The organism is Cellulomonas terrae (assembly GCF_007990265.1).
Taxonomy (GTDB): Bacteria; Actinomycetota; Actinomycetes; order Actinomycetales; family Cellulomonadaceae; genus Cellulomonas; species Cellulomonas terrae.
Genome location: NZ_BJWH01000013.1, coordinates 1 through 18,976, shown reverse-complemented (window position 1 = coordinate 18,976; position 18,976 = coordinate 1). Strand labels below are relative to the sequence as shown.

19 protein-coding genes are annotated in these 18,976 nt (G+C 73.8%); 9 read left to right on the top strand and 10 right to left on the bottom strand.

Annotation, left to right across the window (positions count from 1 at the left end; genetic code table 11):
- Nucleotides 1-222 precede the first annotated feature (222 nt).
- Nucleotides 223-1,503, top strand: a complete 1,281-nt coding sequence (locus tag CTE05_RS12580) for a CE1 family esterase (RefSeq protein WP_146846651.1) — start codon at nt 223-225, stop codon at nt 1,501-1,503.
- A 135-nt stretch (nt 1,504-1,638) separates the two neighbouring features.
- On the top strand, nt 1,639-4,092 hold the full coding sequence (locus CTE05_RS12575; RefSeq protein WP_146846649.1) for a hemopexin repeat-containing protein: 2,454 nt from the start codon (nt 1,639-1,641) through the stop codon (nt 4,090-4,092).
- 59 nt (nt 4,093-4,151) lie between these two features.
- On the opposite strand, the gene CTE05_RS12570 is transcribed toward CTE05_RS12575, so the two are convergent.
- Together CTE05_RS12570 and CTE05_RS12565 are read right to left on the bottom strand one after the other, a co-directional pair.
- Nucleotides 4,152-5,387 carry a glycosyltransferase gene (locus CTE05_RS12570; protein WP_146846647.1) on the bottom strand — a complete coding sequence of 412 codons (1,236 nt, stop codon included), beginning with the start codon at nt 5,385-5,387 and terminating at the stop codon, nt 4,152-4,154.
- An 86-nt stretch (nt 5,388-5,473) separates the two neighbouring features.
- The gene (locus CTE05_RS12565) at nt 5,474-6,343 is read right to left on the bottom strand and encodes an AraC family transcriptional regulator (RefSeq protein WP_146846645.1); all 870 of its coding nucleotides are present in this window, start codon (nt 6,341-6,343) and stop codon (nt 5,474-5,476) included.
- A 221-nt stretch (nt 6,344-6,564) separates the two neighbouring features.
- On the opposite strand from CTE05_RS12565, the gene CTE05_RS12560 reads away from it, so the two are divergent.
- A complete protein-coding gene (locus CTE05_RS12560; protein WP_146846643.1) occupies nt 6,565-6,990 on the top strand; it encodes a hypothetical protein in 426 nt (141 codons plus the stop codon).
- Between the two features lie 7 nt (nt 6,991-6,997).
- On the opposite strand, the gene CTE05_RS12555 is transcribed toward CTE05_RS12560, so the two are convergent.
- The 3 genes from CTE05_RS12555 to CTE05_RS12545 all read right to left on the bottom strand — a co-directional run bounded on the left by CTE05_RS12555 (nt 6,998) and on the right by CTE05_RS12545 (nt 11,012).
- Nucleotides 6,998-9,478 (bottom strand): NHL repeat-containing protein, encoded by a 2,481-nt coding sequence (locus CTE05_RS12555; RefSeq protein ID WP_146846641.1) that lies wholly within the window; start codon nt 9,476-9,478, stop codon nt 6,998-7,000.
- Nucleotides 9,479-9,586: 108 nt separating this feature from the next.
- A complete protein-coding gene (locus CTE05_RS12550; protein ID WP_146846639.1) occupies nt 9,587-10,489 on the bottom strand; it encodes a CPBP family glutamic-type intramembrane protease in 903 nt (300 codons plus the stop codon).
- A 127-nt stretch (nt 10,490-10,616) separates the two neighbouring features.
- Nucleotides 10,617-11,012 carry a RidA family protein gene (locus CTE05_RS12545; protein ID WP_222595481.1) on the bottom strand — a complete coding sequence of 132 codons (396 nt, stop codon included), beginning with the start codon at nt 11,010-11,012 and terminating at the stop codon, nt 10,617-10,619.
- Between the two features lie 96 nt (nt 11,013-11,108).
- On the opposite strand from CTE05_RS12545, the gene CTE05_RS12540 reads away from it, so the two are divergent.
- Nucleotides 11,109-12,098 carry a helix-turn-helix transcriptional regulator gene (locus tag CTE05_RS12540; protein WP_146846635.1) on the top strand — a complete coding sequence of 330 codons (990 nt, stop codon included), beginning with the start codon at nt 11,109-11,111 and terminating at the stop codon, nt 12,096-12,098.
- A 23-nt stretch (nt 12,099-12,121) separates the two neighbouring features.
- On the opposite strand, the gene yiaA is transcribed toward CTE05_RS12540, so the two are convergent.
- The gene (yiaA, locus tag CTE05_RS12535) at nt 12,122-12,586 is read right to left on the bottom strand and encodes an inner membrane protein YiaA (protein ID WP_146846633.1); all 465 of its coding nucleotides are present in this window, start codon (nt 12,584-12,586) and stop codon (nt 12,122-12,124) included.
- Between the two features lie 190 nt (nt 12,587-12,776).
- Between yiaA and CTE05_RS20310 the strand changes: the two genes are divergently transcribed.
- Nucleotides 12,777-12,929: a hypothetical protein gene (locus CTE05_RS20310; RefSeq protein ID WP_186814855.1), complete on the top strand. Its 153-nt coding sequence runs from the start codon at nt 12,777-12,779 to the stop codon at nt 12,927-12,929.
- Nucleotides 12,930-12,931: 2 nt separating this feature from the next.
- On the opposite strand, the gene CTE05_RS12525 is transcribed toward CTE05_RS20310, so the two are convergent.
- Entirely contained in the window at nt 12,932-13,426 is a 495-nt protein-coding gene (locus tag CTE05_RS12525; RefSeq protein WP_146846631.1) for a putative immunity protein, read from the bottom strand.
- A 76-nt stretch (nt 13,427-13,502) separates the two neighbouring features.
- Between CTE05_RS12525 and CTE05_RS12520 the strand changes: the two genes are divergently transcribed.
- Complete coding sequence (locus CTE05_RS12520) at nt 13,503-14,537, top strand: LLM class flavin-dependent oxidoreductase (protein WP_146846629.1); 1,035 nt, start codon at nt 13,503-13,505, stop codon at nt 14,535-14,537.
- The gene (locus tag CTE05_RS12515; RefSeq protein ID WP_146846627.1) at nt 14,534-15,175 is read left to right on the top strand and encodes an NADPH-dependent F420 reductase; all 642 of its coding nucleotides are present in this window, start codon (nt 14,534-14,536) and stop codon (nt 15,173-15,175) included. Before CTE05_RS12520 ends, CTE05_RS12515 begins: the two co-directional genes overlap by 4 nt.
- On the opposite strand, the gene CTE05_RS12510 is transcribed toward CTE05_RS12515, so the two are convergent.
- Nucleotides 15,172-15,837, bottom strand: coding sequence for a response regulator (locus tag CTE05_RS12510; RefSeq protein WP_146846625.1), 666 nt, complete (start codon nt 15,835-15,837; stop codon nt 15,172-15,174). The genes CTE05_RS12515 and CTE05_RS12510 overlap by 4 nt on opposite strands.
- Nucleotides 15,834-16,949, bottom strand: a complete 1,116-nt coding sequence (locus tag CTE05_RS12505; protein ID WP_146846623.1) for a sensor histidine kinase — start codon at nt 16,947-16,949, stop codon at nt 15,834-15,836. The genes CTE05_RS12510 and CTE05_RS12505 overlap by 4 nt, the downstream gene beginning before the upstream one ends.
- A 193-nt stretch (nt 16,950-17,142) precedes the next feature.
- On the opposite strand from CTE05_RS12505, the gene CTE05_RS12500 reads away from it, so the two are divergent.
- Nucleotides 17,143-17,484: a DUF6223 family protein gene (locus CTE05_RS12500; protein WP_146846621.1), complete on the top strand. Its 342-nt coding sequence runs from the start codon at nt 17,143-17,145 to the stop codon at nt 17,482-17,484.
- Here the strand turns inward: CTE05_RS12500 and CTE05_RS12495 are convergent.
- On the bottom strand, nt 17,481-18,434 hold the full coding sequence (locus tag CTE05_RS12495) for a helix-turn-helix transcriptional regulator (RefSeq protein ID WP_146846619.1): 954 nt from the start codon (nt 18,432-18,434) through the stop codon (nt 17,481-17,483). The two genes, CTE05_RS12500 and CTE05_RS12495, sit on opposite strands and share 4 nt — an antisense overlap.
- Nucleotides 18,435-18,518: 84 nt before the next feature.
- Here CTE05_RS12495 and CTE05_RS12490 point away from each other — a divergent pair, with 84 nt between their 5' ends.
- Nucleotides 18,519-18,932 (top strand): VOC family protein, encoded by a 414-nt coding sequence (locus CTE05_RS12490; protein ID WP_146846617.1) that lies wholly within the window; start codon nt 18,519-18,521, stop codon nt 18,930-18,932.
- Nucleotides 18,933-18,976: the final 44 nt, after the last annotated feature.

Here is an 18,976-nt window from a genome sequence, read left to right as displayed (position 1 = left end):
GCTGGCTGGACCGCGACGAGCGGACGGCTCGGCGGGGAGCCGGTCCGCCTCCTGGGCGGTCCCCTGCACACGCGGTCGGACCGGCCGGGACGTCGAGGTGAACCGATTCGCACCCGTTCCGCGGCGCGCTTTTATCGATACATTCGCGGGAATCGGCGGGCGTCGTCCCGCCGGCCTCGTCCCTGGCAGCGCCGCCGGGGACCTGCTGGAGGGAGCGACACCATGCGACACCCCACCCCGTCCCGAGCTCGGCTGGTCCTGCTGGGAGCCGTCGCCGCGGTGCTCGCCCTCGGCGGGCTGACCGCACCGGCGTCGGCCGCACCGGGCGGCGCCCTCCCGGCGGCCGCCACGGTCGGCTGCGGCCGGCCCGCAGGCCTGGCGACCGGCACCCACACCCTCAGCAGCGGCGGTCAGTCCCGGTCGTACCGTCTGGACGTGCCGAGCGGGTACGACCCGAACCGTCCCTACCGCCTCGTCGTCGGGCTGCACTGGTGGCACGGCACGGCCGCGGACGTCGTGAACCAGAGCTTCTACGGCTTGAAGCCGCTCGCCGGTTCGAGCACGGTGTTCGTGGCGCCGCAGGGCATCGACAACGCGTGGCCCAACACCAACGGCCGGGACGTCACCTTCATCGACGACCTGCTGCGCACGGTCGAGTCCGCGCTGTGCATCGACACGACCCAGCGGTTCGCGACGGGCTTCAGCTACGGCGGCGGCATGAGCAACGCCCTGGCGTGCGCGCGTGCCGACGTGTTCCGTGCGGTCGCGGTCCTCAACGGTGCCCAGCTGTCCGGGTGCTCCGGTGGGACCCAGCCGATCGCGTACCTCGGCTCGCACGGCGTCTCGGACAGCGTCCTGAACATCTCCCAGGGCCGCGCGCTGCGGGACCGCGCCCTGCGGAACAACGGGTGCCAGGCACAGCAGGCCCCCGAGCCGGCCGCGGGCAGCGGCACCCACACGCGGACGGCCTACACCTGCCGCGACGGCTTCCCGGTGGTGTGGCTCGCGTCCGACAGCGACCACCAGTGGGACGCGCGGGACCGGGGGCAGCAGCAGTCCTGGGTACCCGGTGAGATCTGGCGGTTCTTCAGCTCGCTGACCTCGACGACGACACCGACACCGACACCGACTCCGACGCCCACCCCGACGACCACGCCCACCCCCACGACCACCCCGACACCGACGCCCACACCGACCACGACCCCGCCCCCCGCGGGCGCCTGCTCGGCGACGTACCGCACCGTGAACTCCTGGCCCGGCGGGTTCCAGGGCGAGGTCACGGTCCGGGCCGGCTCGGCGGCATCGTCGTGGAGCGTCGGCTGGCGCCTCTCCGGCGAGCGCGTGGAGCAGGTGTGGAACGGCACCGCGACGACGCAGGGTGACCAGGTCGTCGTCCGGAACGTGGCCTGGAACGGCAGCCTGCCGGCCGGTGGCACCACGACGTTCGGCCTCCTCGGCAGCGGCACCTCACCGGCACCGTCGCTGACCTGCACGAGCTCCTGAGAAGGCCGCTGGCGCCTGGTCTCTCCGGCCGGACCAGGCGCCAGCGGCGCGGGCACGTATCTCCCGCCGCACGGGCGGCTCCTCCTTCATCACGGGCGCGCGCACGGCGCTGCCCGGTGTCGACAGGGGGCTGTCATGGAACGCATCATCGAGCTGGACGAAGGGGTCCACCTCGCAGACCTGGCGGACGACCTCGCGCGGGCGGGCGTCGTCGTCAAGCAGCGGCTGGGGGCGCGGCTGCTCGTGGCCGAGGTGCCGTCGGGGACGGAGCGCGCACCACGCGGCCTCCGGCTGCTCACCGCGGACGAGGTGACGCGCCGCGCGAGCGGGACGTCCCGGGACGGCGACCGTCTCGCGCTCGCCGCGCGGCTGCGCCGCAGCTCTCCCGAGCACCTGCGCCGCAAGCAGAACCGGCCGCACGCCGGCGCGGAGTGGGACTCCCCGACGGGCGGCGCCCGACCCGACCCCGCCGACGGCGACCTCGCGGCGGGCACGCCCGGAGCCGGGACGCTCCCGGCCGGGACGGCGGCTCGACCCGGCGCGGTGACCACGACCGGACGCAGCGCGCCCCCCGAGACCGCCACGCTCACGACCCGCAGCGCCGGCGCGTCCGCGTCCGCCACGCCCACCAAGCCGGAGCGGCTCATCAACGAGGTCGCCGTCGGGCTGGTCTTCGTCGACGCGCCCGAGGGCAGCGGGTACGGGATGGACCTCGACGAGATCGTCGACGCGATCGCCGAGGTGCAGGACGGCACCGAGTGGCTGGCGGACCAGCAGCCGACGGCGAACATCACCTGGACGTACGACATCCGCATCGTGACCGTCGACGTCGAGCCGTGGACGGGCGCCCGCTGGCCCGGGCTCCCCGACGAGTGGTACGGCGGCACGGACGGCACCGGCAACGCCGGGATCGACGCGGCGCTCATGCGGTCCTCCAACGGCAGGATCTACCTGTTCCGGGGCAGCGAGTACGTGCGGTACTCGGCCGTCGCCAACGGGATCGACGCCGGGTACCCCAAGCCCATCGCCGGGAACTGGAAGGGTCTGCCGGCGTCGTTCACCAGCGGCATCGACGCCGCGTTCATGCGCGAGTCGAACCAGAAGATCTACTTCTTCAAGGGCGACCAGTACGCGCGCATCGACACGACGACCTCGACGATGGACGCGGGGTACCCGAAGCCCATCGCGGGCAACTGGCCCGGACTCCCCGCGTCGTTCACCAGCGGCATCGACGCCGCGCTGCAGCGCAAGGACAACGACAAGATCTACTTCTTCAAGGGTGACCAGTACGTGCGGTTCAGCGCGGTCGCCGACGGGGTCGACGCCGGGTACCCGAAGCCGCTCGACCCGAACTGGGGCGGGATGCCGGACGACTTCCAGGAGGGCATCGACGCCGCGCTCTGGCGCGACAGCAACGGGGCCGTCTACCTGTTCAAGGGAGGGAGCTACGTCCGCTTCAGCGACGTGCCGGAGGGGGTGGACGAGGGGTATCCCGCGCCGCTCGGGCTCTCCCGCGGCGAGGCGGAGCTGCTGTGGCGCGACCCCGCGATGGCGGCGCTGGGCCACGAGGCGGGTGCAACCGGTCTCGACGCCTTCGTCGCGAACCTGGAGTCGTCGTACGGCGTGGACGCCGCCTATGCCGCGTTCTTCACACGCTGGCCGGTCGGGTGGTTCGGGTACGCCGGGTACCCGCGCCTGGTCATGCACCTCGACAACGACGGCTGGGGCCGGTCCAACATCGACAGCGTCTTCGCGCACGAGACGGGGCACATCTTCGGCGCCCCCGACGAGTACGCGAGCAGCAACTGCAGGTGCGACTCGACGGCCGGTCGGTTCTACACGCTCGCGAACGGCAACTGCGCCAACTGCGACGGCGCGACCGTCGCGTGCATCATGAAGTCGAACTCGCTCGCCGTCTGCTCGTTCACCCCGAAGCACCTCGGGTGGGGGCCGTTCCAGACGTCCGTCGACGCGGCCCTGTGGCGCGGGTCGAACGATGCCGTCTACCTGTTCAGCGGCGACGAGTACATCCGGTACACCGACGTCGGCGACGGTCGGGACGACGGCTACCCGCGACGCATCAAGGGCGCGTGGGTCGGCATCCCGACGGCCTTCCAGTCGAACATCGACGCGGCCCTGTGGCGTGAGTCGAACGGGAAGATCTACCTGTTCAAGGGCGACCAGTACGTGCGGCTGGAAGGCTCGAACGCGACGATGGACGCCGGGTACCCGAAGCCGATCGCCGGGAACTGGAACGGCCTGCCGGCGTCGTTCACGAGCGGGATCGACGCCGCGTTCTGGCGCGAGTCCAACGACAAGATCTACTTCTTCAAGGGCAACCAGTACGCGCGGCTCACCACGGCGACCGCCACCATGGACGCCGGGTACCCGAAGCCGATCGCCGGGAACTGGACCGGGCTGCCCGCCTCGTTCACCGGCGGCATCGACGCCGCACTCATGCGTCGCGACAACCACAAGATCTACTTCTTCCGTGGCACGCGCTATGTGCGGATCGACGGGGAGACGTCGGCGATGGACGCCGGCTACCCGAACTGGATCGACAAGAACTGGATGCCGTTCCCGCGGTGACGTCCGCGGGGCCGTCGGGCACTGCCGAGGGACGCCCGACGGTCCCGCGTCCGCGGACGCTACGTCGTCGCGTCGTCCCGCAGGGTGGCCTCGATGATCCGGGCCGTCGCCGCGGCGCCGTCCTCGTGGGTGTAGGCGTCCCGGACCTCGTCGGCGGCCCGTCGGACCGCGGGATCGGTCAGGACCCGCCGCAGGGCGCCTGCGAGGTCGGCGCGGACCCGTCTCGGCCGGACGGCGACGGCGTTGCCCCGGGCGGCGCACATCTGCACGTGCCAGGTCTGCTCCGGTTGCAGACCCATGCCGACGAACGGCACGCCCGTCGCGCAGGCGGTCTGCACGGTGCCCTGCCCGCCGTGGAGGACGGCGGCGTCGACGAGCCCGCCGAGCAGGTGCGCCGGGAGCAGGTCCGTGACGTGGACGTTCGGCGGGACGACGTCCCCGTCGGCGAGGTAGTGCCGGATCGGCGCGACCACGTTGACGGGCAGCGAGCCCAGGACGTGAGCCGCATCGAGAGCGAGGGACCGGTCGGCCGAGGAGCCGAGACCCAGGTAGACGAGCGGCTCCGGCTGGGCTGCGAGCTCGCCGACGACGGGAGGCAGAGGGCTGTCGATGTGCGCGAAGATCGGCCCGACCCGCTCGAACGTCTCCGGCAGGTCGAACCCGTCGAGCTCCCACGGCATCTCGGTGACCAGGTTGCGGTCGGCCGTCAGCAGCGACGCGATCGTCCTGAGCGGAGGGACCCCGTGGGCGCGCGCGACCTGCGTGAAGGCGTGGGGCGCGAGCGGTGCGGAGGTGTAGACCCAGCGGAACGCCGAGGTGACGGCCCGGTCGGCCCACCGGGCGGGACGACCCTTCCCCGGTACCAGGTACAGGGTGCGCGTCTGCGCGACGTGCGGTCCGGTGAGCGCGAACGGGACGGGGAAGAACAGTGGAACCCTCTCGGCCCGTGCCGAGAGGAAGGACGTCAGGTTCGACCCGGTCACCACGGCGCGTGCGGCAGACTCCCGGATGAGCCGCCGCTCGAGGTCGACCCGCGCACCGACCAGCTCACGGGTGAACGGGCTGCGGACCGAGCGGCCCTGGTCGAACGCCAGCGCCTGCTCACGCTGCGCACGGGTCCATGCCGGCCGGCCCGGGACGTACTCGAAGCCGGCGTCCCGGACGAGGGGGACGTAGTCGTCCTCGTAGCCCAGGAACAGCACGCGGTGTGCGGGGTCGAGCGCTCGCGCCACCTGGATCATCCGGGTGGTCTCGGCGAGGTTGAAGGTCACCGGGCAGAACAGGACGGTGGCCACTCGGGGTCGCCTCTCGGTGCGGCGGACGGGCGGTGCATCCTGTCTGCAAGGTAGCGCGGCGAGGGCGCGACGACGCCTGGTCGGCCTCAGCCCGCCTCGACGGGCAGCCAGAGCTCGACGGTGGCGGTGCTGAAGTCGTCCGCACGGTCGACGACGGCGACCACCTCGGGGCCGGGGCGGAGCCGCCACGGGTTCGACGGGAACCACTCCGTCGCGGTGGCCGCCCACACCGCCTGCAGGGTGTCCGGGTACGGACCGGCGGCGCGGAAGACCGCCCACGAACCGGCCTCCACCGGCACGAGGTCGAGGTCGTCGGGCACCTCCGCCGCGTCGGTCACGGCGACGCCGTGCAGGTACGTGAGCTCCGTGCCCTCCCGACGGTCCGGGTCGAGGTCGGTGCTCACGGCGAGCAGGCCGCGCGGCTCGGTGTCCCCGAGCGCCTTCAGCCGCAGGTGCTCCTGCGGCGGGAGGGAGCCGACGTGCTGTGCGATGGCGGGGTTGACGCCGTGGTGCACGAGCGGGACACGGGCGGCGTGCCCGGCGAGGCGGAAGGCGGGTCGGGTGACGATCCGGACGTCCATGGGGTCTGCTCCTTCGACGGTCAGGCGGAACCTGAGGCGTGGCTGGGTGCGGAGGGGCCCACCGTCACGCCGGGCCTGGCCGGGACCGATGCCGTGCACGGACCGGAACGCCCGGCCGAAGGCCTCGGTCGAGCCGTAGCCGTGACGTACGGCGATGCCCAGCAGGTCCCCGGAGCCGCTCACGACCTCCGCCGCGGCGACCGTCATCCGCCGGCGGCGCACGTACTCCGACAGCGGCATCCCGGCCAGCGACGAGAACAGGCGGCGCAGGTGGTACTCGGTCGTCCCGAGCGACGCGGCGACGGAGACGACGTCGAGCTCCTCGGTGAGGTCGTCCTCCACGAGGTCCACGAGCCGGTTGAGCGAGGCGATCACGGTGCTCCCTTCCGCGCTCCACTCTCGGGCACGCGCGAGCGGCGCGGCCCGATCATCGCGGTCCGATGCGATCAGCGGCGCGTCACCCCAACGGGTGCGGCGACGGGACCGAGTCGATCAATCGGGCGAAAAGGGTGCGAATCGGGCACGCGCCGGCCGGCGCACCCGCACACTCGACCCTGGCGCGGAGCGCGCCGTCGTCAAGCCTGGAGGACCGTCCCGTGTTCGGCAGCCGCACCGCCCTCGTCGACCCGCTCCCGGACCACGCGGACGACTGGTCCGAGGACCGCCTCGCGACGTTCCAGGAGCGGCTCACGGTCGCGGGCCACGGCGAGGTCACCGCACTGCTCGACGAGGTCCCCGACACCCCCCGGAACGTCGCCTCGCTCATCGAGCACGTCGTGGCCGAGCAGGCCCGACGGCTGCGCGTCGCGGGCCGTGCACGCGAGGTCGTCACGGGACCGCGGCCCGACGAGGCCGTCGCCGGGGTCGGGCACCTCCTGGTCGTGCGGTGGCTGACCCGACGCGAGACGACAGGCCGACGGGTGATCCGACGGGTGGCCTACGCCCCGGCGACCACCCCGCCTGCCGCGCGGACCGGCCGCCTGGTCCTGCGCCACCTGGCCGACGGGCTCGCGACGGCCTGAGACCCGCTCACCAGCAGGGGCTCGCGCCGCTGAGGGTGCTCGGGAGGCCGAACGCGTCGACCGCGATGATCTGCCACGTCGTCGCCGACCCCAGCAGTGCCGGGTCGACGACCGCGCGGTAGCCGCCCGGCGGTGCGATGTCGAGCATCGGGTAGCTGGCCCCGTTGACGGAGAGCGTGACGCTCGCGATGTTGTCGTCCGCCACCGTCGCGAAGAACGCGATGCCGAACGTGTCCATGTTGCGGCACCCGTCGGGCGCGAACGGGAAGGACAGGTCCGGGGACCGGTACGCCTGGACGGTCGCCCGGTCCTGCATGGAGCCGATGCTGCCCGACGCGTAGGTGACGACGACGGACTCCGGGTGGTCACCGTCGCTCGGAGGCTGACCGGTCGAGCGGACGACGGTGAACGTGCCCGATCCGCCCTGCGGCACCGTGACGCTCCCCGGTGCGGACAGCCACGGGGCGACGGCGACCTCGAACACGTTCGTGCCGATGCAGTCGGACGTGACCGTCACGACCCTCGACGTCTCGGCCCGCAGGTCGATGACGTCGGTCGACAGGGTGGGGCCGCACACGTACTCGACCTTGAAGTCCACCGACCCCCTCGCGCTCCGGCCGTCGACCGTGACCGTGACCGTCGCGCGGTAGAGCCCCGGCTCCCCGACGGACGTCCCGAACGGCTCGCCGGGAGCGGTGGGCACCGGCCCCGCGAACGGCACGCCGTCCCGGGTGATCGACCACTCGACGGTGCCGCCCGGAGGGACTGCGGAGTGCACGGCCGTGAGGCTGGCGCTGGTGTACGGGTAGTAGACGCTCTCGTTCGACGTCACCGACGAGATCGTGGGTGCCGTCGACGGTGTCGCGGTGACCGTCAGCGGCGGTGCCGCCTGAGCGCCTGCCGCGGTCGTGACCGTGAGCGTCACGACGAACGCGAGGCCCTGGTCGGTCGGCAGGGTCACGGTGAACGAACCGGCGTCCGCACCGGTGGCGACGGGCGCCCCGGACCCCGCGGCGACCGACCACGCCCACGTCGCACCGTCGGCACCGCTCGCCGTCGCGGTGAAGGTCGCCGCCTCGCCGAGCATCGGGACGGCGGGCGACACCGTGATCGGTCCGACGGTCGGCGGCACCGGCACCGGTGGCGGTGGTGGGGCGGACGGCTGGGCTCCGGCACCGCCTCTCGGCGTACCACCCGTGGGGGGAGGCGTGAGCGGTCGCTGAGCAGTCGGTGGTGACGTCGGGTCCGCCTCGTTCACCAGCGGCTCGGGCGACGGGGCGGCGTCGGCCGGCGGGGCCGGTGCCGGCTGCGGCGACGGGGTCGGTGCCGGTGGCGGCTCGCCCGTGCCCGGGTCGAACTTCTGCACCGCGTCGGAGACGCTCCACCGCCCGTCGGCGTGCCGCAGGACGCCGGCCTCCTCACCGTCCCGGTCGTTGTAGAACACGAAGCCGCCGGCGGCGACGAGCTCGACGTCGTGCCCGGGGTCGACGAGGTCGAGCCTCGTGACCTGCCCGTCACGCGTGTCCACCACGTTCGCGCGGCCCGATGCCCGGTCCGGGACGAAGACGAACGGACCGGACTGCACGAGCTCCCCGAAGTCCGCCTCGCCGGGCGCCGCCAGCTCGACGACGCGCTCGCAGTCGTCGCGCCCGACGGCGGCCGTCACCAAGGAGCCCGTCGCCGACTGTGCCGCGTACAGCTCCGCGCCGGTCGACGAGCCGAGCAGCCGCACGTCGTCGTCGCGCACGTCGAGGCAGGACTGCACCGCGGGCCGGCCCTGCGCGTCGAGCGTCTGCACGAGCGCCCGCGCCGTGTCGACGAGCACGGGCCTGCCCTGCACGAGCACGAGCCGGTCGTCGGGGCCGGCGACGTCGCGCAGGACGTGCTTGTCCGAGTCGAACCACGTCAGACCGCCGCGCGCCTCGTCGACCAGCCACAGCCGTCCGGCGTCGTCCACGACCGCCTGCCCCGGACCCGGTGTCGCGGCGAGCGAGAGGTCGGAACGCACCCGGAGCTCGCGCGGGTCGACCAGCCGCGCGCGGGCGCCCGCCGGGTCGAGCACGTACAGCTCGCCGCCGCCGCTCAGCACGCGCACGTCACCGCCGTCGCCCGACGCGAACGTCACCGGTTCCGACACGTCGAGCGTCGCGCCGTCGATGCGCGACACCGCACCGGCGGTGGAGTCGGTCAGGTACGCGTCGGTCCCTGCCTGCACCACACCGAGGTCGTGCCCGGCACCGCCGACCCGCACGCTCGCGACGACCTGCTCCGACGCGCCGTCGAGCAGCGTCAGCAGGCCGGCCGCCGGTGAGACGACCCAGACGGAGCCCGCCCGGTGCGCGAACCGCTCGACCGGCGTCCCGCGTCCGAGCAGCGTGGGCGAGACGAGCGCGGTCGCGGCGACGGCGAACGCCGAGAGCCAGGCCGCGGTGCGCCGCCCGGACAGGATCGAGCCGCCCCTCGACAGGACACCCCTGCTGGAGCCCACGACCCCTCCCGATGCGCTCGGCGCCGGACCGGGCGGCCCGCGCGACAGCAGGAGCGCCCGCCGGGGTCGGCTGATACCGCCGGGCGCCGGACGTGTGGCCTGCCGGTGCTAAACGTGCTGGCCGTCGCCCTGCAGGACGAGGTGCGTGGTGTCCGGCGCTCCACCGGCGGGTGGGTGGACCCGTCGACGCAGGAGGACGAGCACGAGTCCGCTGAGGGCGAGGTGCACCAGCACGAGGGCGATCACGTCGGGGTGCGCGAGCTCCACGTCGACCCCGGTCGGCAGCCAGCTCGTGCCGCCGAGCACGAGCCGGTTCACGGTCAGCTGCGCGAGGTGGAACGCGACCGCGACCAGCAGCGCGCCTCGCACGGGGACGCGACGTGCCGCGACGAGCACGAGCCCGAACACGACGAGCTGCACGACGTACGCGACGGGGTCCGCCCCGGCCGGGAACACGGTCGGTGCGTCCGGTGCCGACCCGAGCACGGTCGCCGACGCCCAGCTCGCCGCGTTGATGACCAGGCTCGTGCACGGGAACAGCGCTGTCGTGACCAGCGTCGCGGCGGCGACGCGCCAGCCGTCGCGGATCGTCGACCACGTGTAGCCGCGCAGCGCCAGCTCCTCCGGGAACGCCTCGAACAGCAGGAGCACGAGGGTGTTCAGCAGCAGGAACCGGACGAGCGCACCCGGCTCGACGTCCCCGACCTCGACCCAGCCGACCAGCCACGCGGGGACCCAGACGATCGCCCCGGTCCCCAGACCCACCCCGAGCCCGAGCCCGACCGGCAGCGCCACCGACCGGTCGAGCCCGAGGCCCGGGAGCGAGCGGCGGTCGGCGCGCGTGCGCAGGAGCACGACGGCGGGCACGACGAGCGCGGACGCGAGCAGCGCCTGCAGCACCATCACGCCGGCCGTCCCGAGCGAGGCCCACCGGCCCACGGCCTCGGCCACGCCGATCGCGACGCCGATGCCCACGCCGAGCACGAGCCAGCCGAGCACTCCTCGCGTCACGGACCGCCCACGACCATCGCCCATCGCCACCACTTCCTCCGCCGGACCTGCGCCGTGCGCCCCATGCTCCGGGCGCCCGACGGCGGCCGCGTCCATCGAAGGTCTGACGGGGGCGGCACGGGTGCCGTCAGGCGACGGCGGTGCCCTCGAGCTCGACCAGCTGGCCCGGGATCGCCAGCCGGCTCACCCCGAGCATCGTCATCGTCGGGACGACCCCGGCGGCGCCCAGCCGCCCCGCCAGGACGCCGTAGTGGGCCAGGAGCTGGTCGACGTCGGTGGTGTAGACGGCGAGCCGGACGAGGTCCTTCAGGGACATGCCGGCCGCGTCGAGCACTGCCTCCAGGTTGTCCACGCTCAGCGCCAGCTGCGCCGCCATGTCGCCGTCGTGCCGCGGGGCCCCGTCGGCGCCCACCGCCGTCTGCCCCGAGCAGTGAAGGGTCCGGGTGTGCCCGGAGACGATCTCCCCCTGGGAGAACCCCAGCTCCAGCGACCACTCCACCGGGTTGACTGCCGTGCGCTCGATCGCCATCTTCCGCTCCGTTCGTCGTGGGACGTCGTGCTGGTCAGCCTTCCGGAAATACATGACACCCTGTGTCGTGTATCGCCGTAGGCTGGTGAGGTGCGCGCCGACAGGCTGGTCTCGCTCGTCCTGCTCCTGCGTCAGCACGGCCGGATGTCCGCGTCCGCGCTGGCCGGCGAGCTCGAGGTCTCGACCCGCACGGTGCTGCGCGACATCGAGGCGCTGTCGTCGGCGGGCGTCCCGGTGTACGCCGAGCGCGGCCGCCACGGCGGGTTCGCGCTGCTGCCCAGGTTCCGCACCGAGCTCACCGGCCTGAGTCACGACGAGGCGCTCGCCCTGCTGGTCGCGGGGTCCCGCCGCGGTGGGCAGTCGTTCGGCCTGGGCTCCGCGCTCGCGTCGGCCATGCTCAAGGTGGTCGACGCCCTGCCCGAGGGCCACCGGGCCACCGCGGCGGGCGCCACCCGGCGGCTCCTGATCGACCCGGGGACCGACCTCCTGGCCCGCGGGGTCGCGGTCGACGAGGCCCCCGACGCCGTCGCCTCCGAGGTCCGGCGCGCCGTCGTGACCGGGCACCGGCTGCGGATCCACTACGAGGCGGTCGGCCACGACCCGCGATGGCGCACCGTGGACCCGATCGGCCTGGTCACCGTCCGGGACCAGGGCTACCTGCTGGCGACGAGGTCCGGCGCGGACCGCACGTACCGGCTGTCCCGGATCCTGGCGGCCGAGGTCCTCGCCGAGCCGGCGCAGCGGCCCGACCGGGTCGACCTGGACCAGGTGTGGCAGGACCGCAGCGCGCAGTTCCGGGCCGGCGGCGAGCTCGTCGCGGTGCGGGTGCGGGTGGACGCCGCCCGGCGCGACGAGCTCGTGCGCACCGCGGTGGCCGTGCTGTCCGACGAGTCCGAGCCCGACGGCTGGTCGCGGCTGGAGGTCACGTTCCAGGACCGGCGGCACGCCCGGTGGGCGCTGTGGCAGCTCGCGACCGGTGCCGAGGTGCTGGACCCGCCGTGGTTGCGCACGGACCTGCACGAGCGGGCCAGCGCACTGGCTACCTGGTACGCCGAGCCTCGAGAGAGGACGACAGGCTGAAGGGCGACGTCGTCGCCCGTCGATCACTGCCAGACGGTCGTCTTGACCTCCGGCTCGTTCTGCGGCTTCGGGACGACGGGCGCAGGACCGGCAGCGGCCAGGTCGCGGACGTTCTTCTGGACGGCGACCACCGAGAACAGCGCCATCGTGAAGCTCAGCCCGAAGAAGCCCTTCTCCGAGAGCTCGATGGGCGCGTTGACCAGCGCGGTCGTCACGAGCACCAGCGACGTCAGGACCATCGCCCAGGACAGGCCCAGGAAGATCGACGTCACCGGGACCCCCTCGGCGCGGTCGCGGACCGACTTCTGCACGGCGATCGCGGAGAACAGGCCGAGCAGGATCAGGGTGCCCAGGAAGCCCTTCTCCGACGGGTCCAGCTCCGCGTTCCACAAGCCGACGCCGTAGGCCAGCAGGGCGATCAGGAGCGCCACCCAGGACGCCCCGACGAACGCGGCGGTCGGTCGGGCGGGGACGGGGATCTGCGACATGGCGGGCTCCGAGGGTCGAGGTGACGGCAACCGTGCCGGCCGCGGCCCCGATGGTGCGGGTCCGGGACGGTCGTGCGCAAGCATCTCGTCCGACACCCCCCGGTCGGGCTAGTTCTCCACAACGACTGCGCAACGCTCGGGTCACGCCCCGGCCACGCGCTCGTGGGTTCGTCCGGCAGGATGTGCGCCTGTGGACATCGCGCTGCACGTCCGAGGTGACCTGCACGACGCGGAGCTCGGTGCGCTGCACGCCGACTACGAGCCGGGCCTCGTCGACTTCTACGAGGGCGCGTGCGGGCTGCGGCACACCGAGGCCGGCCTCCTGCGACTCGACGGCGCCTGACGTCAGTCGTCGAACACGTGCCAGCAGATCGCGCTCCGTCGACGTTGGTCGTCGAGGACGAGCTCGCGGACCGCGGCGGGCAGCTGCTCGCGCTGCCAGTCCCGCTCGGAGAGCCGTGCTGCCGGACCGACGGCTCTGATCGCGTAGGCGGCGGCGCCCAGGTCGTGTGCGGCGACGTGCGCCACCGCGACCGCCTGCCCCGCGGACAGGGCGGCGAACCTCGCGGGGTCGGGCAGCCCGCGCGCTGCGGCGTTCGCCTGGAACGCCGCGGCATGAGCCGTCTTCATGGGCACCTCGCCGCGGATCCAGGCGTGCGCGACGGCGAGGGCGTCGCGGGGCCGGTGGTCGTCCGCGTGGTCGTCCTCGAACAGGTGGAGCACGTGCTCGGCGCACAGCACCGCCCACTCGGCGAGGAGGCGGTGGTGCTCGTCGGTGAGCGCGCCTCCGCGTCGGACGGTGATCAGGCGGGGGTCGCGGACGGTCGGGAGGATGGGCACACCCGTTCCTACCTCAGGAATCGATGACGGTCAGGTATGGTTGAAGAGTCAACTACTGACGCACGAGGAGAACGTGATGACCACCCTCCAGCTCGGCCTGGACTCGTTCGGCGACCGCCCCCAGGGACCCGACGGCGAGCTCGTCTCGCACGCCGCCGCAATCCGCCAGGTCGTCGAGGAGGCCGTCCTCGCCGACCAGGTCGGCGTCGACGTCGTCGCGCTCGGCGAGCACCACCGCCCCGAGTACTCCGTCTCCTCCCCCGAGACCGTGCTGGCCGCCATCGCCGCCCGCACCTCCCGCCTCCGGCTCGGCTCCGGGGTCACGGTGCTCAGCTCCGACGACCCGGTGCGCGTCTTCCAGCGCTTCGCCACGCTCGACGCGATCTCCGAGGGACGCGCGGAGGTCATCCTCGGCCGCGGCTCCTTCACGGAGTCGTTCCCGCTCTTCGGCTACGACCTGGCCGACTACGACGTCCTCTTCGAGGAGAAGATCGAGCTGTTCTCCCGGCTCCTCACCGAGCAGCCGGTCACCTGGTCCGGCACCACGCGCCCGGCCCTGCAGGACGCCGACGTCTTCCCCAAGACCGAGTCCGGCCACCTGACCACCTGGGTCGGGGTCGGCGGCTCGCCGCAGTCCGTCGTCCGCACCGCCCAGTACGGGATGCCGCTCATGCTCGCGATCATCGGCGGCGACCCGCGGCGCTTCGCCCCCTACCTCGACCTGTACCGGCGGGCCGCCGAGCAGTTCGGCACCACCGCCCACCCCGTCGGCATGCACTCCCCCGGGTTCGTCGCGGACACCGACGAGGAGGCCGTCGAGATCTTCTGGCCGCACTACCGCCTCCAGCGGGACCGGATCGGCGCGCTGCGCGGCTGGCCACCGGTGCGGCGCGAGGAGTTCGACGCCGAGGTCGCGCACGGCTCCCTGTACGTCGGGTCGCCGCAGACCGTCGCCCAGAAGATCGCCCGAGCCGTCACCGCCCTCGGGGTCGGCCGGTTCGACCTCATCTACACCACCGGCGCCCAGCCCGCCGACGCGCGTCTTCGCAACGTCGAGCTGTACGGCACCAAGGTCGTCCCGATGGTCCGCGACCTCGTGGCGGACGCGTGACCACGCTCGGCATCCTCGGCGCCGGCAAGGTCGGCACCGTCCTCGCGCGGCTGGCCGTCGCCGCCGGGTACCGCGTCCTCGTGGCGGGCTCGGGAGACCCGGCGAAGATCGCCCTGACCGTCGAGGTCCTCGCCCCCGGCGCGTCCGCGGTCACCGCCGCCGACGCGGCGTCCGCGGACGTCGTGATCCTCGCGCTGCCGCTGGGCAAGTACCGCGACCTGCCCGTCGAGCCGCTCGCAGGAAAGCTCGTCGTCGACGCCATGAACTACTGGTGGGAGATCGACGGCCTCCGCGACGACCTCACCGACCCCCGGACCACCACCAGCGAGCTCGTCCAGGAGCACCTGACCGGGTCGCGCGTCGTGAAGGCCTTCAACCACATGGGCTACCACGACCTCGACGGCGAGGCCCGGCCGGCCGGGACCCCCGAGCGCAAGGCGATCGCCGTCGCCGGCGACGACCCCGACGACACCGCGGCGATCTCCGAGCTGGTCGACCGCCTCGGGTTCGACCCCGTCGTCGTCGGACCGCTCCGCGCCGGCGCCCGCCTGCAGCCGGGCACCCCGGCGTTCGGCGCCAACGTCACCGCGCCGGCGCTCACCGCCCTCGTCGACGACCCGAGCCTCGACCCGGTCTAGGCGCGGCCGCCGGGGGTCACCAGCCCTGACTCGTAGGCGAGGACGACGAGCTGGCCGCGGTCACGGGCGTGCAGCTTGGTCATGGCGCGGTTGATGTGGGTCTTCGCGGTCATCGGCGTGATCACCATGCTGGCGGCCACCTCGTCGTTGGACAGCCCCTCGGCGACGAGCGCGACCGCCTCCCGCTCGCGGTTGGTGAGCGCGTGCAACGCCGTGCCGACGTCCCGGCGTGGCGGTCGCGAGACGTACCGGTCGATCAGCCGGCGGGTGATCGACGGCGAGAGCAGCGCGTCGCCACGGGCCGCGACCCGGACGGCGTGCAGCAGGTCCTCCGGCTCGATGTCCTTGACCAGGAACCCCGCCGCCCCCGCGCGGAGGGCGTCGAGGACGTACTCGTCGAACCCGTAGCTGGTCAGGATGACGACGTGCACCCCGGCGAGCCCCGGGTCCCGGGCGATGCGCCGGGTGGCCTCGATGCCGTCGACGACCGGCATCTGGACGTCGACCAGCGCGACGTCCGGCAGCAGCTCGCGCGCGAGCGCGACGGCGTGCTCCCCGTCGCCCGCCTCGCCGACCACCTCGATGTCGTCCTCGAGGTCCAGGAGCGCCCGGAACCCGCTCCGCAGCAGCGGCTGGTCGTCGACGAGCAGGACGCGGATCACGGCGTGCCACCCACCGGCAGCTCGGCCCGCACGGTGAAACCACCCTCGTCGCGTGGCCGCGCCCGCAGGAGCCCGCCGAGGGCAGCGACGCGCTCCTGCATCCCGAGCAGCCCCACCCCCAGCACCGGGACCGTGTCGGGCGCGGCGCGTCCGTCGTCGTCGACCTGCACCGTGAGCACGTCCCGACGGCAGTCGATCGTGACCGCCGCCGTCCTCGCCTCGGCGTGCCGGGCGACGTTGGTGAGGGCCTCCTGGACGATCCGGTACACGGTCCTGCTCACGGCGGCCGGGACGTCGGGACGCTCCCCCGCCATCGTCAGCGTCGCGTCCAGACCGATGGACCGGGCGTCCCGCACGAGCTCGTGGACGTCGTCCAGGCCGCGGGGCACGGTCGTGTCGTCCTCGCGCAGCGCCGTCAGCGTCGCGCGCAGCTCGCGCGTCGCTTCCCGGCCGGCCGCCTGGATGGCCAGCAGAGCCTCCGGCACCTGCTCGCCTCGGCGCCGGGCGACGTGGACCGCGACCTCGGACTGCACCTTGATGATCGCGATCTGGTGGGTGAGCGAGTCGTGCAGCTCGCGGGCGATGTGCAGCCGTTCGGCGTCAGCACGGCGCCGCGCGACCTCCTCCCGCGTGCGCTCCGCCTCGTCGGCCCGCCGCTCGGCCTGCCGGAGCGCCTCCCCGGCCGCGGCCGCCGCGACGAGCCACGCCAGCTCGAGCACGTCGCGCGCCTGCTCGAACGCCGTTCCTGCGTCCTGACCGGAGAGCAGGGCCACCACCGGGAGCGCGGCGAGCACGGCCACGCTCGCGATCACGGTGGCCGCACGGCGTCCGGCACGCATCGCCGCGTACACCGCGACCAGGAAGGCCACGGCCGGCACGTCGACCCCGGCGACCTGGACGCCCACGGCACACAGGCCCGTGACGGCCAGCACGAGGACCTGTGCCCGACGTGCGACGCCGAGCGCCAGGCCGCCACCCGCGAGCAGCGCGAGACCGAGGGCGCCGGCCGGGGGCTCGCCCGACAGCCCGGCGGCCACCTGCGCACCGGCCACGCCGACGGCGACCGCCGCGTCCCTGACGGGAGCCGGGACGTCGAACCGTCGCGAGCCCATCCCGGCACCGTAGCCGGACACCACCCGGGACGGATCCCGCCCGGGAAGGACCCTCGGCTACCGCGGCTGCGGTAGGGGGGCACCGTCGACTGCCGACGCGGCAGCACGAAGAGCCCGCGCCTGCGGGACGACCGCCGACCTGGGGAGAGACAGGCTTCCCAGGACACGCACCCGACCGACGAGGAGACAGATCATGCACGAGGCACCCGTCACGTACGCAGCCGCAGCAGTCACCGGCCTCACCCCCGGCCGGATCGGGCCCACCGTCGTCGCCGTCGTGGCGCTCGTCGCCGTGGTCATCGGCTGGCTCGCCCTCACCCGCCGGACGGGGCGCGCCGGCGCCGTCGCGGCTCTCGTGCTCGGCCTGCTCGGCGCCGTCGCCGGCGCGGCGTTCGCGGTGACCGCCGACGGCGGCCTGGGCACGGGCAACGGGCTCGGCGGAGCGATCGTGGCCGTGGTCCTCGGGGCGCTCGCGGCCGCTCTCGGTGGGCTGGCCCTCGCCCGGTCCCGGTCGGCGGCACGCCCACCGGTCTAGGCACGCCCGAAGCGCGCGCCCCAGTCGTGCGCCAGCGCGGCCAGCTCCGGCGGCGAGACGACCGAGAACTGCGCGCCGACGGAGCCCAGCGCGAACAGCGGCCCCTCGAGCGAGTCCGTCTCCATCGTCATCGTGCAGCGCGTCGGCGAGTCCGAGCGGACCGCGGCCCAGCGACCGACGCGAGCGCGCACGGCGTCGGCCGAGGCCTCGACCACCACCTCGACGCGGTGCCGACCGGCGTGCGAGTCGCCGAGGACGCGGCTCCGGACGTAGGTCGCGACGTCGTCGAACGGCGGGGTGCGCGGCGCGAACGAGGTGCCCGTGCTGTCGGCCGTGACGATCCGGTCGATGCGGAACGTCCGCCAGTCGTGCCGGTCGAGGTCGTAGCCGACGAGGTACCACCGTGGGCCGAGCGCCACGAGCTGGGCCGGCTCGACCAGCCGGGAGGACGGCGACCCGGCGGCTGCGACGTAGTCGAACCGGATCCGTTCCCGGTCGCGGCAGCCGAGCGCGACGGTCGAGAGGACGGCGTGGTCCAGCGGCGCGCCGACTTCGGCGGCCCAGATGGCCGACGTCGTCGACGAGCGGACCGCGTCGAGGCGTGCGCGCAGCCGCCGGGGCATCACCTGGACCACCTTCGTCAGGGCGCGCAGGGCCGAGTCGCCGCCGTCGCCCGTCGCCAGGTGCGACTGGATCGCGACCGCCAGCGCCATCGCCTCGTCGTCGTCCACCACGAGCGGCGGCAACGCCGCGCCCGCCGCGAGCGCGTACCCGCCGTCCACGCCCGGCTGCGCGTCCACGGGGTAGCCGAGCTCGCGCAGCCGGTCGACGTCCCGGCGCAGGGTCCGTGCGGAGACGCCCAGCTCCTCGGCCAGCCGTGGACCGGGCCAGTACCGGCGGGCCTGCAGCAGGGAGAGCAGCCGCAACGTGCGGGAGCTGGTGTTCGCCATGCCTCCAGGATGGCAGCAACGCGGTCAGGAAGTGGCCGCAATGGTTCGTAGCGTCGTCCTGTCACCTACCGAGAGGACCTTCCCTTGACCATCACGACGACCACGCACCTGAACTTCCGTGGCGACGCGCGCGCCGCCCTGGAGCTCTACCGGTCCGTCTTCGGGGGCGAGCTCGCGCTCGTCACGTACGAGGACGCGCACGCCGCCCAGGACCCCGCCGAGGCCGCCCAGATCATGTGGGGCCAGGTCCAGGGCGACAACGGCTTCCACGTCATGGCCTACGACGTCCCCGGCCGACTCCCGCACGAGCCCGGCGTCAATCCGGTGTTCGTCTCCGTCCGGGGTACCGACGCCGACGAGCTCACCGCGTACTGGACGGGACTGTCCGAGGGCGCCACGGTCGTCCAGGACCTCGCTCCGGCCGGCTGGTCGCCCCTGTACGGCATGCTCCGGGACCGGTTCGGGGTGGTCTGGGTGCTCGACGTGGCCGCGTCCTAGCCGGCTCTGCTGGCCCGTCGACCGGGTCGAACCCCGGTCGACGG